Here is a 12,072-nt window from a genome sequence, read left to right as displayed (position 1 = left end):
CATGTTCAAGGAACTATCTGATCTCATTATGAAGACAGAGACGATCGATCATATTGGGAAGATTGAAAATATTGTGGGGATGTCCATGGAGGCATCCGGCGGTAAGGCAAGTATAGGGGATATTGCCTATATTTATAATGAAGACAAGCAAGAGCAGATACCGGTAGAAGTGGTAGGCTTTAAGGATGATAAGATACAGCTTATGGCCTATGAGAATATGAGTGGCATTGCTGCAGGAAGCTTTGTGAGAAATACCAGGCGGCGTTTAAAGATTCCGGTGGGTGAGTTTCTGAGAGGCCGGATCATCGATGCAAAGGGGGAACCCATGGATGGAAAAGGCCCCTTTGAATCTCCGCGCTATTATTATGTGGAAAATCCTTATATAAACCCCATGACCCGTCCTCCCATTACGGATAAGCTGGAATTCGGAATCAAGGCGATCGATGGCATGAATACCATCGGAAAAGGCCAGCGTATCGGGATTTTTGCGGGAAGCGGAGTCGGAAAGAGCACCTTGCTTGGCATGATCGCCAGAAATGTGAAAGCGGATATAAACGTTGTAGCGCTGGTGGGAGAGCGTGGCCGTGAGGTGCGCGAATTCATAGAAAAGGATTTGGGTCCGGAGGGAATGAAACGTTCCGTTTTAGTGGTGGCCACATCGGACCAGCCGGCTATGCTTCGCATGAAATGTCCTCTGGTAGCCACCACCATAGCAGAGTATTTTAAGAATCAGGGCAAGGATGTATTGCTTATGATGGATTCCCTGACCCGTTTTGCCATGGCGCAAAGAGAGATCGGGCTTGCAATTGGGGAACCTCCGGTTGCGAGAGGCTATACCCCTTCCATTTATGCGGAATTTCCAAAGCTTCTGGAACGAAGCGGTAATTTCGGGGAAGGGTCCATTACAGGAATTTATACGGTTCTGGTAGAAGGCGATGATACCAATGAACCCATTGCCGATACCGTACGGGGGATTGTGGATGGCCATATCGTATTGAGCCGGAAGCTGGCGAATGCCAACCATTTCCCGGCGGTTGATGTGAGTGCCAGCATCTCCCGGCTGATGACTAACATTGTGTCAGAGGAGCATCGGAAGATGGCTTCCGAGATCCGGGATATCTTAAGCCTTTATGAGAAGAATGAGGATTTGATTTCCATCGGCGCTTATAAGAGCGGTACCAATCCCAGGCTTGATGTTGCGATTGCAAAGATTGACAAAATAAACCAGTTCCTGTGTCAGGGAATACAGGAAAATGACAGCTATGAAGAAATACTGAATAAGATGAAGGCGATTTTAGCATAAGATTGAGAAAGTAGGCTGAAGATGAAGAAATTTAATTTCCCTCTTGACACAGTTTTGAATTACAAGGACCAGGCTTTGGACAATCTGAAAAGCGAACATGCCCAGATCATAGCTAAGGTAGAGCAGCAGGAACGGAAAATCGAACATTTGACAGAGCAGAGGAGAACAGCCTGTATCCGGTTTCGGGAGGAGACCCAGAATGGCATTGCCATTAATACCATGCGGGAATATGAATGCTACATCACTTATATGCAGCAGAGAATCCTTACAGAGCAGGGAGTCCTGCTAAAGCTTAAAAGAAAAGAAGAACAAAAGCGCGCCGAAGTGGTGGAAGCCAGAAAAGAAAAAGTTTCCATTGAAAAATTGAAGGAAAAAAAGCTTGTGCAATATAACAAGGAAGTATTGCGCAGCGAGGAACTGTTTATTGAGGAATTTGTTTCCAACACCATGTCAGTTCATAACAACAGGTAATCCTGTCAGGGAAAATCCCCGGCAGTTACCATAGAAAATCAAATGCCGTATGGCATAAAAAGAAAGGAGGAGAGAAGATGACGGAGGTAAAAAACAGCAGCGTGGATCTGTTGACCAGACAGATGTCGGGCAGCCGGAAAAAGGATGAGAAAGCAGTTGATGGAAATTCCGGTTTTAAGATGATGTTAAAAAACAGGAACCAGAAGAAGGACAGTGGAAGCACGGAAGCAAAAGAATCCGGAAAGGATACAGAAGCTGCGGCGGCTGAAACTGCGGCGTCCACGATGGCTGCCGGAATGGCGGAAGCGCAGAATCCGGATGACATGTCCCGGATAAAGGGGCAGGAGCTGCTTAAAGGGCTGGCAGGCGGAGTTCAGGCGGTTGTAGCTGGCGAAGATGAGAAGATTCAGACAATGAATCCATTCCAGTCTCTGGATCAGTTTCGCTTGCAGAAGTTAAATGAAAACACCGGAGGAATAGCCCCTGTTTTGTCAGATAACTTAAAAGATACACCGGTTAACGGCCTGGTGGAAAAATTGGCCGCGCCGGGAAAGACAAAAGTGACGGAATCTGCAAATCAAGTCATTTCAAAACTGGATCAGGCGATTGCCGGAAATCCGGAAGACGAGAAAAATGTTCTGGCGGACCAGCTTCTAAAAAGAACGTCTGCAGCAATTCCGGATAAAACAGAGGATGAACCGGCTTTGATTGATCAGAGCAGTAAGCAGGAAGAAAAGCAGGTATTTGCGGAAAAAGACGAGAAGAAGCAGGAGAAAACCCTGGAAGTTTTTCAGGAAAAGTCCCGTGAGCCGAATCAGCCGCTGCATATTCAGTCTGAAAAGGATGGGGTCGCTTATACAACTGTAAGCGCAGAGAACTTAAAAGAATTGGAAGGAAAACTGTCGGAGCAGATTTTAAAGCAGATTCATGCGGGAAAAAGCGATTTGGATGTGCAGCTGGAACCGCATAACCTGGGTAAAATCCGGATCAAGGTTACCTATGAGGATAACGAGGTCAGCGTATCCGTGCTGTGTACGGAGAGCAAAACCTTAAAACTGTTATCCCAGTCAGCCGGAGATCTGGGTTCGATTCTGGAGTCCAGACTGGAACGTCCGGTTCAGATACTTGTGGACAAGCAGGAATCGGATTATTTAAATAATCAGCAGGAGCAGGGCGGCAGACAGGAACAGCAGCAGCATCAGGGAAACGGCAAGGAAGAAAACCGGGAAGATTTTATCCAAAAGCTGAGGCTTGGAATTTTTGAGACAGACAGTACAGATGAAAGTAATACAAACTACAGATAAGGAGAGAAAAAATGGCAGATACAAGTTCAGTGAATAATTATAGTTCGCTTATAAACTCTCTGACAAAAAGTTCGAAACAAAGCAGCAGTTCGAAAGAAAGCAGCAATGAGCTGACAACGGATGGCTTTTTCAAGCTTCTGGCCGCACAGCTTCAAAACCAGGATATGTCAAATCCCATGGACAATGCGGAAATGATGACCCAGATGACCCAGATTGCCATGATGCAGGCGATGAGCAACTTCTCCACAGCCATGGATGATTTTTCCCAGATTAATACAATTAATTATGGCACTTCCATGATGGGAAAAGAAGTGCTGCTTGCTACTACGGATAAGAATGGTCAAATAGAAAAGATAACCGGAACTGTAACCAGAGTAGATATATACAGCGGTGTTCCAACCCTTTATATTAATGACGACGAGAAAACCGGCTATCCCATTTCCAGTGTCATGTCTGTTTATGAAGAGGGACATACACCTCCGGAGGACCTGGGTGAGGAGCCCAAGACAGAGACCGATACCAAGACAGAGGACGATTCTAAAACGGATACTACAGGAAGTACCAGCGATTGAGATGCAGGTGATATGGAATGATAGGGAAAATAAACCAATTTGAAGACGTCCGGCAGTTAAAGCTGCGAAGTGCGGCAGCGATTTCGGAATGCGGCAGCAGTTTCAGTGATGTTCTTCACAGCATCGGGGATAAGGAAGGACTTCAATTTTCCCGGCATGCGGCAGAGCGGGTGAACCAGCGCGGCATTGAAATGTCACCTTCGTTCTTAAACGACTTACAGTCCGCAGTGGAAAAGGCCCGTTCAAAAGGTGCAAAGGATGTGGTTATTATCAGCGACAGAGGAGCGTTTATCGTGAATGTTCCCAATAATACGGTTGTAACAACCATGTCCGGAAATGAAATGAAAGAAAACATTTTTACAAATATTGACAGCGCCGTCCTGCTATAGCTGGACCATGGATGGAGGCTTATCCTGCATGTCCGATTGACAGCAGGAGGGACGGTAAATACAGAATAGAAAGGAAGATATATTATATGGTCAAATCAATGTTTGCCGGTGTGGCAGGTCTTAGAACCCATCAGTCAAAGATGGATGTTATCGGTAATAACATAGCTAACGTTAACACATGGGGGTACAAAGCGGGCAGTATGTCTTTTAAAGATACCATGTATCAGAATACTTCTTCTGGTTCCGGAGGAAGTACGGAGACAGGCGGTTTCGGTGGGACCAATGCAAACCAGATCGGCTACGGAGTAACCACAGGCTCGATTTCATATGATTTTTCTTCGGGAGGAATGTCACCATCCGCCAGAGGTTTGGATTGTATGATCGAGGGTACCGGATTTTTTCTTGTAGGGCCTATGATTGATGGCGGATCCGTTGATTTGGATTCAGATGATGCAATTAAAGCCAGTGGGTTATATCTCTCAAGAGTCGGAAAGTTCGATGTAGACGGGAATGGTTATCTGGTTGATGATTCGGGTAACTATGTATATGGATTTGTAAACACCGGAGACTTAACCAGCAGTACAACCTTCAACACTACTTCTCTGCAGCCCCTTAAGATTCCGACTACGGAAGAACTGGCGGATGTAAACAATAAAAAATCATCAGATAAGGTTGCAACAGCGAAAAAGGCTCTTGAGGAAGCAAACGCAAATTTACATTCTCTGAATTTGGCTTTGTCAGCGGCAAAGCAGGAAAACATGGTTGCTAAAAGCGATTACGAGACGGCCTGTACCACTGCGGATGTTACAAATAAAAAGACCCTTCGCGATGATGCAGAAACGGCAGCAATTGCTGCTTATAAGGCATGGCAGAATAATACTGATCCTGCTCAGAATGCAACTTTAGAGAGTGACTATCATACAAAGAATCTGGATTATTTACAAAAAGATTATGAATATATCCAGGCCCTTGCTCAAACTCAGGCACCAACAGCACTTTCCAACTATTCCACAGCTCAGTTAGATGACGCCTGGACGCATTATCGTGATGCCTATAATAATTATACGTCTAATCCCATTACAGCCAATAAAACTGCGTTAGACGATGCCGACAAGGTTTTAACAGATATTCAAACTGCTCTGTCCAAGATTGAGGATGATTCTCCGATGGGTAAGCTTACTGCCGCGAAACTGGCGGTTAATACAGCGCAGGCAAAGGTAGATGATGCTGCAAAAAAAGTAACGGAAGCCCAAAACACACTGGAGACTGCTCAAAAATCTGTTACTTCTACAGCAACTGATAATGCAGGTGGTGACGATACAATAGCAACGTTAACCAACTATAAAATCCAGGAAGATGGTACTGTGGTCGGTACGTCTGAAGCCGGGGATACCATTATAATCGGTAAGATCGCCCTGGCTGGTGTACAGAATACCAGCGGCCTTGAAAAGAGCAGCGGCTATTACTATTCGATCGGTGCAAATGCAGGGAATGTCAGTGCTTATGAGGGCGGAGGTACGCAAGGAAAAATCCGTGGAAATTATTTAGAGATGGCAAAGGTAGATCTGGCCACAGAAATGACGGACATGATCACCACCCAGAGAGGTTTCCAGGCAAACTCAAAAATCATCACAGTAACGGATCAGATGCTGGAAGAACTGGTTAACATGAAGCGGTAATAGCTTCATCATAATTCGGGGAGGCGCATCCCGCCTCTCCGGACTTAAGGAGTGAAACGAATATGATTCGTCTGACAAGACTGAATGATGAAGAATTTGTAATTAACTGCCGACAGATCGAACGGATTGAATCCATACCGGAATCAAATGTAATACTGGTCAGCGGGAAGCACTATGTGGTAAAAGAAAGCGTAGATGAGATCATAAACCGAGTGATTGAATTCAATGCCCAAATCTATGCATGTGCGCAGAAAATGAAAGATTAATCCAGGAACTGACTGGACTATGGGAGGTTATTCATGGACATATCATTGATTGTAGGATTGATACTGGGATTTGCCTTGGTCATTAACGGAATTGGCATGGAAAAGCTAGGAAATTTTATAGACATTCCCAGTGTCATCATTGTTGTCGGCGGTACGGCAGCAGCTTTGATAGCCAGCTATCCATTCAAAGTGCTGGCACAGATCCCGAAGCATATCGGAATCATGCTCAGCCCTAAAAAATATAACGCAGAAAAAGTAATAGACACGCTGGTAGATATGGCTAAAACAGCCAGGAAAAAGGGACTTTTGGTATTAGAAGAACAGGCCAATGGGATAAAGGATCCCTTTTTAAAGCAGAGCATCATGCTGATCGTGGATGCGATGGATGCGGAAAAGATCAGGGAGATGCTGGAAAGTGAAGTGGCGGCAATGTCGGAACGCCATGATCAGGATGTCAGCTTTTATGAAAAAGGCACTTCTGTGGCACCGGCTTTCGGTATGATCGGTACACTGGTAGGTCTGGTTAACATGCTGAAAAGCATGAATATGGACGGCGGAGGAGCAAACAGCCTTGGTGCTGACATGTCGGTTGCTTTGATCACCACTTTTTATGGCTGTCTTTTGGCCCATTTGCTGTTTGGACCAATGGCAAAAAAGCTTCGTATCCGGAATGATGAGGAACTTTTGTATAAGCAGATCATAATCGAAGGTGTTTTGTCCATTCAGGCAGGAGATAATCCGAAATATCTGGAAGAGAAGCTGTTATCTTATCTGTCCCAGGGCCAGCAGAATAAAATCATGAAGAAGAAATCCACGAATACAGGAAGCGGAGATGCTTCTGCATAATAGAAGCCCGTTCTGATTATAGGTGGTTATTTAAAACAGGGAAACAGGTGGTTATATGATAAAGAAAGATAAGAAGCCGGAAGAACTTGGAAGCTGGATGGATACATATGGAGACATGGTTACATTGTTGCTGTGCTTTTTTGTCCTTCTGTATTCTATGTCCTCCGTTGACCAGAACAAGTTTAAGCTGTTAGTGGAAAGCTTTAATCCCAGTGCCTTGGAGGGAACGGACCAGGTTGTACTGGATGCCAACGTAAAGGAAGGCGATGGAGAGTTATCCGGGAATCCTCCTGCAGGCGGCGGCGAAGTTAAGGATTTTGATGAATTGTATCTGGTTTTAAAACAGATCGTAGAAGAGCGAAATATGCAGGATACTGTAGAAATTTCCCGGGGGGACGGCTTCACATTTATTTCATTTCGTGATAAAGTTTTTTTTGACGGGGACAGTTCTGTTCTGCGGCAGGAAGGCAAAGAAGTCCTTGATCAATTTGCCTCAGCTATGTCGCAGGCAAATAATTCGATAAAAGAAGTACAGGTATTGGGACATACATCTCAAGGTAACCCGGAAAAGCCTAATAATATCCGTAACGACAGGATGTTATCTGCCCAGCGTTCCGCGGAAGTTATTATCTATCTCCAAAGCAGAAATGCCGTTTCACCGGAAAAGCTGGTAGGTATGAGCTTTGGACAGTTCCGTCCCATTGCACCGTTTAATACGGAAGATGGGAGAGCCAAAAACCGTCGTGTGGAGATCCTGATAACCAAGAACGATACGGTGGAGAAATCCCTGGAAGAGTATTACAACCAGGTATATCATAACAATCAGGAAGAAACGGGCAATTAAATAATGAAGCGGGAGTGAAACAGATGGCTGAAGTATTATCCCAAAGTCAAATTGATGCACTGCTCAATTCCCTGCAGGGGACAGATGAGCCTATCGAAGAGATTGAAAAAAAGGAAAATGAATTAAAATACAGGAAGTATGACTTTTACAGTCCAAAGAAGTTTACAAAGGATAAACTGAAAATTTTAAAAAGTATCTTTGATAATTATTCCAGAATTGCGGGCTCCCAGATCAATAGCTTATTCCGTACATCCAGTGAATTGTCAGTCGTTACGGTAGAGGAGCAGAGGTACTATGAGTTTGGCAATGCACTCGGCGATAATGATGTGCTTACCATTGTCAATGTAACGCTGCCGAATAATTCCAAGAATCCTCCGCTTTTGATCAATGCCAGCATGACGCTGATGCTAAGCCTGATAGACCGCATGCTGGGAGGGGTGGGAGATGATATAGGTGTTGACGAGTCTTATACCTATACGGAAATTGAGATGGCCCTCTATCGGAGAGTGATCCAATATATCATCGGAGCTTTAAAGGACTCGTGGTCCAGCTATATTAATCTGAATTTTGAATTGGAGAGGCTTGAAGAAAATCCAAGCATGTTCCAGGAAATCGGTGTGGACGAAACCATTGTGATTGTCGTCATTGATGTAGACATGAAGGAATGCTCCGGAAGGCTCAATGTCTGTATTCCGGGAAATTTACTCATGAACATATTTGACATCATGGATAAACGGAAACACAGCGCGATGGGAGACGAGGCGAACAGCCAGGATAATAAGCTGGAAATCATGAACAGCATCAAGGCTTCTGACTTACTAGTCCGTGCTCAGGTAGGAGAAGCTGCGATTACGCTTGATGATGTTTATAATCTTCATGTGGGAGATGTCATCAATCTGGGCACTCCGAAGGATTCGGACGTACAGCTGTATGTAGAAAGCCAGCCATGGTTTAAGGGGCAGTTAGGTGTCCATAAGCGGAATGTGGCGGTTCAGATTGAGGACCTCGTTGAAAAGGGAAATTACCAGGCCAGTGAAAGCTGAGTCAGGGATTACATAAAGAATTAAGGATAATAAAAGGAGATGTAAAGAAATGGCAAAAATATTATTAGTAGATGATGCGGCTTTTATGAGGATGATGATCAAGGATACGCTGTCTAAGAACGGCTATACCGATTTGTACGAGGCATCTGATGGAGCGCAGGCAGTACAGATGTTTTCTGAAATTAATCCGGACCTGGTAATCATGGATATCACCATGCCGAACATGGATGGGCTGGAAGCATTAAAGACTATTAAGGCAAAGGCACCTAACGCTGCGGTCGTTATGTGTTCCGCCATGGGGCAGGAGAGCATGGTAATCGAAGCAATCAAGTCCGGTGCTAAGGACTTCATTGTAAAACCGTTTAAGCCGGACAGGATTCTTAAAACAGTCTCAGGTATTATCGGTTGAGCCTGACATCAGAGGAGGGTACAAATGTCGTTTTTAAGTTCTATGAACATCAGCGCGTCGGCAATGACCGCACAGCGTCTTCGGCTGGATATCGCATCAGAGAATATTGCAAATATTGATACTACAAGGACAGAAGCAGGTGGACCCTACCGGAGAAAAATGGTAGTTCTGGAAGCCAGGAACGAGAATAATTTCCGGAAAACCCTGATGAATGCAGCCGGTGTAAGCAGGCAGCAGAGCACGGGAGGAGTCAGGGTTTCACAGATAGTGGAAGACACCAGTCCCTTAAAGTCCGTTTATAGCCCGGAACACCCGGATGCAGATGAGAACGGCTATGTACAGATGCCCAATGTGGATCTGTTAAAGGAAACGGTAGACAGCATGTCTGCAACCAGGTCCTATGAGGCCAACATAACAGCATTTAATGCCATAAAGTTGATGGCTTCCAAGGCATTGGAAATCGGAAAGTAAGGCGTGATATGGCATAGAGGGCTAAATGAGTATAAAGGGAGAAAAGTTGTATGGATTCGAAGAATTTTAGCGCATTTGAGATTGATGCCATAGGTGAAATACTAAATATAAGCCTGGGTGCCTCGGCCACTGCAGTATCTACCATGCTCAATGCCAGAGTTGATATTACCACACCGGTGGTCAGGGTATTGTCGAAGGATGAATTTGAAATTTCAAACCTGGAACCGGCAGTAGGGGTGGAGATTACATATATTGCAGGACTTAGCGGAAGCAATATCATGCTCTTAAAGAGGCATGATGTTAAGGTGATCGTAGACATGTTAATGGGTATGGAAACCCCGGAAGAAGAGTTCGAGCTAAATGAACTGAACATCAGTGCGATCTGTGAGGTCATGAATCAGATGATGGGCGCGTCTGCGACGGCTCTGTCTGAATTTTTAAGCAAGACCGTTAATATTTCAACACCAAGTTCTTTTGAAATCGGGGACATCGATGATTTTAAAGAAAAATATTATCATGATGAAGAGCATATGGTCGTAGTCGGATTTACATTAAAGATCGCGGACCAGCTGGAAAGTGAATTTATTAATGTAATGCCCCCAAGTCTTGCAAAGGAACTGGTTGGAGGATTCTTTCCGCAGGGAATCGAAGAGCCGGAGGCAGAGCCGGTACGGAAACCGGATCCTAAGCCGGAAGAGGCTCCGTCCACGTCGGGCAGCGGGATAATGTCCCAGGAAGAGATTGAGAAGCTTTTGTCAGGCAGCGCAGCACCGGAACCGGTTGCAGAGCCTTTGGAAACACCGGAATCAGTACCGGCTCCGGAACCGTCAAAGCCGGAATCAGGCGGCGGAATGCTGACTCAGGAAGAGATTGAGAAACTTTTGTCAGGCAGCGTAACTGCGGAGCCAATAATAAACGAACAACCGGAATACACAGAACCGGTAATGGGAGGACAGATGTCTGAATCAGGTCATACAGCAATGCAGCAGATGATGAATCAGATACAGATGCAGCAGCAAATGATGAATCAGATGCAGCAGGTGATAGCACAGCTGCAGAGCGGACAGCAGAAAATGAATAAGATAGATTCCCAGGATACTAAGACGATAAACGTGAAACCGATTCCTCAGAACAGCTTGAATGAGGGAGTGTTAAACTTCGAGGAGCAGGAAGAAAACCGGGAATTGATTATGGGAGTACCGCTTGAGGTATCCGTGGAAATCGGCAGAACCAGAAAGCTGGTAAAAGAAATTCTTGAATTTACCAAGGGTTCCCTTGTGATCCTGGACAAGCTGGCAGGAGAACAGGTCGATTTATACGTAAATGGCCGTTGCATTGCCAAAGGCGATGTGGTGGTAGTCGATGACAATTTTGGTATTCGTATTACAGAGATCATTAAAAAGAATGTCGATTAGAGAGGGAGTGGCTGTATTTGGACAGTGTAATTAGTCTGGCATCGGTGCTGATTCTTACCGTTCTGATTCTGTACTTAAGCTATTTATTTACCAGAAGTCTTGGAAAGGGAATTGGGATGAAACGGGGGGGGACTTATATGCAGATGCTGGACAGGCTTCCGCTTGGACAAGATAAAGCGGTGGCGATTGTTCGTACCGGGAGTCACTATTATCTCATCGGCATCGCTTCTTCTCAGATAACGCTTCTTGCTGAACTTTCGGAAGAGGATATTCAGAAAGAAGTTTCTGCGCCATCGGTATGGACCGGGGCAGAAGGATATGAAAATTTTCGAAAAATATTAAAAAAATATACGGACAGACACAGGAAAGATGTGTGAGGAGGGACGGAATGAATACAGATGCCTTGATCAATATTAATGGCGGCCGGGTGCCGACCCTGGAGCTTTTTCTCATTCTGACCATCATTTCATTGATGCCTTCTATTTTAGTGATGATGACATCCTTTACCAGGATTGTCATTATCTTGTCTTTTACCAGAAATGCCCTGGGGATCCAGCAGACTCCTCCGAACATGGTATTGGTTGGAATTGCTTTGTTTTTAACGCTGTTCATTATGGATCCGGTTATAAAGGATGTCAATACCAATGCTTACCAGCCTTATATCAGGGAGGAAATAAACCAGGAAGAGGCATTAAAACGGGCGCAGGTCCCCATGAAGCGGTTTATGCTTAAGCAGACAGAGACAACGACGCTTGAACTTTTTACAGAGCTGTCGAATACCGATATGCCGGAGAAAATCGAAGATCTACCCATGACAGTGGTGATTCCGTCCTTTATGACCTCAGAGCTGAAAAGAGCATTTACGGCGGGCTTTATGATTTTTCTTCCATTTATGCTGGTGGATATCATAGTATCCAGTACACTGATGTCCATGGGTATGGTTATGCTTCCGCCTGCGATGATTTCCCTTCCATTTAAACTGCTGTTGTTCGTAACAGTCAATGGCTGGGAACTTCTGTTTACAAATTTGGTTAAAAGCTTTCATTACTGACAGGAGGAA

At 44.9% G+C, this 12,072-nt stretch carries 15 protein-coding genes; all 15 read left to right on the top strand.

Going from position 1 to position 12,072, the window contains the following annotated elements:
- The first annotated feature begins 1 nt into the window (after position 1).
- The 15 genes from fliI (at position 2) to fliP (ending at position 12,063) form a co-directional block, all read left to right on the top strand.
- Positions 2 to 1,303, top strand: a complete 1,302-nt coding sequence (fliI, locus tag BQ9856_RS17120) for a flagellar protein export ATPase FliI (RefSeq protein WP_077612114.1) — start codon at positions 2 to 4, stop codon at positions 1,301 to 1,303.
- A 21-nt stretch (positions 1,304 to 1,324) separates the two neighbouring features.
- Positions 1,325 to 1,774 carry a flagellar export protein FliJ gene (fliJ, locus tag BQ9856_RS17115; RefSeq protein WP_077612113.1) on the top strand — a complete coding sequence of 150 codons (450 nt, stop codon included), beginning with the start codon at positions 1,325 to 1,327 and terminating at the stop codon, positions 1,772 to 1,774.
- A gap of 77 nt (positions 1,775 to 1,851) precedes the next feature.
- Positions 1,852 to 3,078, top strand: a complete 1,227-nt coding sequence (locus BQ9856_RS17110) for a flagellar hook-length control protein FliK (protein ID WP_077612112.1) — start codon at positions 1,852 to 1,854, stop codon at positions 3,076 to 3,078.
- Between the two features lie 11 nt (positions 3,079 to 3,089).
- Positions 3,090 to 3,650, top strand: coding sequence for a flagellar hook assembly protein FlgD (locus BQ9856_RS17105; RefSeq protein WP_077612111.1), 561 nt, complete (start codon positions 3,090 to 3,092; stop codon positions 3,648 to 3,650).
- Between the two features lie 17 nt (positions 3,651 to 3,667).
- Positions 3,668 to 4,039, top strand: a complete 372-nt coding sequence (locus BQ9856_RS17100) for a TIGR02530 family flagellar biosynthesis protein (RefSeq protein WP_077612110.1) — start codon at positions 3,668 to 3,670, stop codon at positions 4,037 to 4,039.
- Positions 4,040 to 4,125: 86 nt separating this feature from the next.
- Entirely contained in the window at positions 4,126 to 5,718 is a 1,593-nt protein-coding gene (locus BQ9856_RS17095; RefSeq protein WP_159442024.1) for a flagellar hook-basal body complex protein, read from the top strand.
- 62 nt (positions 5,719 to 5,780) lie between these two features.
- Complete coding sequence (locus tag BQ9856_RS17090; protein WP_077612108.1) at positions 5,781 to 5,984, top strand: flagellar FlbD family protein; 204 nt, start codon at positions 5,781 to 5,783, stop codon at positions 5,982 to 5,984.
- 33 nt (positions 5,985 to 6,017) lie between these two features.
- Complete coding sequence (locus BQ9856_RS17085) at positions 6,018 to 6,830, top strand: motility protein A (RefSeq protein WP_077612107.1); 813 nt, start codon at positions 6,018 to 6,020, stop codon at positions 6,828 to 6,830.
- A gap of 55 nt (positions 6,831 to 6,885) precedes the next feature.
- Positions 6,886 to 7,674 carry an OmpA/MotB family protein gene (locus tag BQ9856_RS17080; RefSeq protein ID WP_077612106.1) on the top strand — a complete coding sequence of 263 codons (789 nt, stop codon included), beginning with the start codon at positions 6,886 to 6,888 and terminating at the stop codon, positions 7,672 to 7,674.
- 23 nt (positions 7,675 to 7,697) lie between these two features.
- Positions 7,698 to 8,717: a flagellar motor switch protein FliM gene (locus BQ9856_RS17075; protein ID WP_077612105.1), complete on the top strand. Its 1,020-nt coding sequence runs from the start codon at positions 7,698 to 7,700 to the stop codon at positions 8,715 to 8,717.
- A 49-nt stretch (positions 8,718 to 8,766) separates the two neighbouring features.
- On the top strand, positions 8,767 to 9,126 hold the full coding sequence (locus tag BQ9856_RS17070) for a response regulator (RefSeq protein ID WP_077612104.1): 360 nt from the start codon (positions 8,767 to 8,769) through the stop codon (positions 9,124 to 9,126).
- Between the two features lie 24 nt (positions 9,127 to 9,150).
- Positions 9,151 to 9,597 carry a flagellar basal body rod protein FlgC gene (flgC, locus tag BQ9856_RS17065; RefSeq protein ID WP_077612103.1) on the top strand — a complete coding sequence of 149 codons (447 nt, stop codon included), beginning with the start codon at positions 9,151 to 9,153 and terminating at the stop codon, positions 9,595 to 9,597.
- A gap of 50 nt (positions 9,598 to 9,647) precedes the next feature.
- Entirely contained in the window at positions 9,648 to 11,012 is a 1,365-nt protein-coding gene (gene fliN / locus BQ9856_RS17060) for a flagellar motor switch protein FliN (protein WP_077612102.1), read from the top strand.
- 17 nt (positions 11,013 to 11,029) lie between these two features.
- Positions 11,030 to 11,389, top strand: a complete 360-nt coding sequence (locus tag BQ9856_RS17055; protein WP_077612101.1) for a flagellar biosynthetic protein FliO — start codon at positions 11,030 to 11,032, stop codon at positions 11,387 to 11,389.
- 11 nt (positions 11,390 to 11,400) lie between these two features.
- On the top strand, positions 11,401 to 12,063 hold the full coding sequence (gene fliP / locus BQ9856_RS17050; protein ID WP_077612100.1) for a flagellar type III secretion system pore protein FliP: 663 nt from the start codon (positions 11,401 to 11,403) through the stop codon (positions 12,061 to 12,063).
- Positions 12,064 to 12,072 lie beyond the last annotated feature (9 nt).

Origin of the sequence: Clostridium sp. Marseille-P2415, from assembly GCF_900155545.1 — a bacterium.
GTDB lineage: Bacteria > Bacillota > Clostridia > Lachnospirales > Lachnospiraceae > Lacrimispora.
Note: the sequence above shows the minus strand (reverse complement) of the source record. Positions and strands in the feature narration are given on the sequence as shown.

What these genes read in the sequence shown, in the direction of transcription:
- fliI (WP_077612114.1), top strand. Translation starts at nt 2, where the DNA reads ATGTTCAAGGAACTATCTGATCTCATTATGAAGACAGAGACGATCGAT.
- fliJ (WP_077612113.1), top strand. Translation starts at nt 1,325, where the DNA reads ATGAAGAAATTTAATTTCCCTCTTGACACAGTTTTGAATTACAAGGAC.
- BQ9856_RS17110 (WP_077612112.1), top strand. Translation starts at nt 1,852, where the DNA reads ATGACGGAGGTAAAAAACAGCAGCGTGGATCTGTTGACCAGACAGATG.
- BQ9856_RS17105 (WP_077612111.1), top strand. Translation starts at nt 3,090, where the DNA reads ATGGCAGATACAAGTTCAGTGAATAATTATAGTTCGCTTATAAACTCT.
- BQ9856_RS17100 (WP_077612110.1), top strand. Translation starts at nt 3,668, where the DNA reads ATGATAGGGAAAATAAACCAATTTGAAGACGTCCGGCAGTTAAAGCTG.
- BQ9856_RS17095 (WP_159442024.1), top strand. Translation starts at nt 4,126, where the DNA reads ATGGTCAAATCAATGTTTGCCGGTGTGGCAGGTCTTAGAACCCATCAG.
- BQ9856_RS17090 (WP_077612108.1), top strand. Translation starts at nt 5,781, where the DNA reads ATGATTCGTCTGACAAGACTGAATGATGAAGAATTTGTAATTAACTGC.
- BQ9856_RS17085 (WP_077612107.1), top strand. Translation starts at nt 6,018, where the DNA reads ATGGACATATCATTGATTGTAGGATTGATACTGGGATTTGCCTTGGTC.
- BQ9856_RS17080 (WP_077612106.1), top strand. Translation starts at nt 6,886, where the DNA reads ATGATAAAGAAAGATAAGAAGCCGGAAGAACTTGGAAGCTGGATGGAT.
- BQ9856_RS17075 (WP_077612105.1), top strand. Translation starts at nt 7,698, where the DNA reads ATGGCTGAAGTATTATCCCAAAGTCAAATTGATGCACTGCTCAATTCC.
- BQ9856_RS17070 (WP_077612104.1), top strand. Translation starts at nt 8,767, where the DNA reads ATGGCAAAAATATTATTAGTAGATGATGCGGCTTTTATGAGGATGATG.
- flgC (WP_077612103.1), top strand. Translation starts at nt 9,151, where the DNA reads ATGTCGTTTTTAAGTTCTATGAACATCAGCGCGTCGGCAATGACCGCA.
- fliN (WP_077612102.1), top strand. Translation starts at nt 9,648, where the DNA reads ATGGATTCGAAGAATTTTAGCGCATTTGAGATTGATGCCATAGGTGAA.
- fliP (WP_077612100.1), top strand. Translation starts at nt 11,401, where the DNA reads ATGAATACAGATGCCTTGATCAATATTAATGGCGGCCGGGTGCCGACC.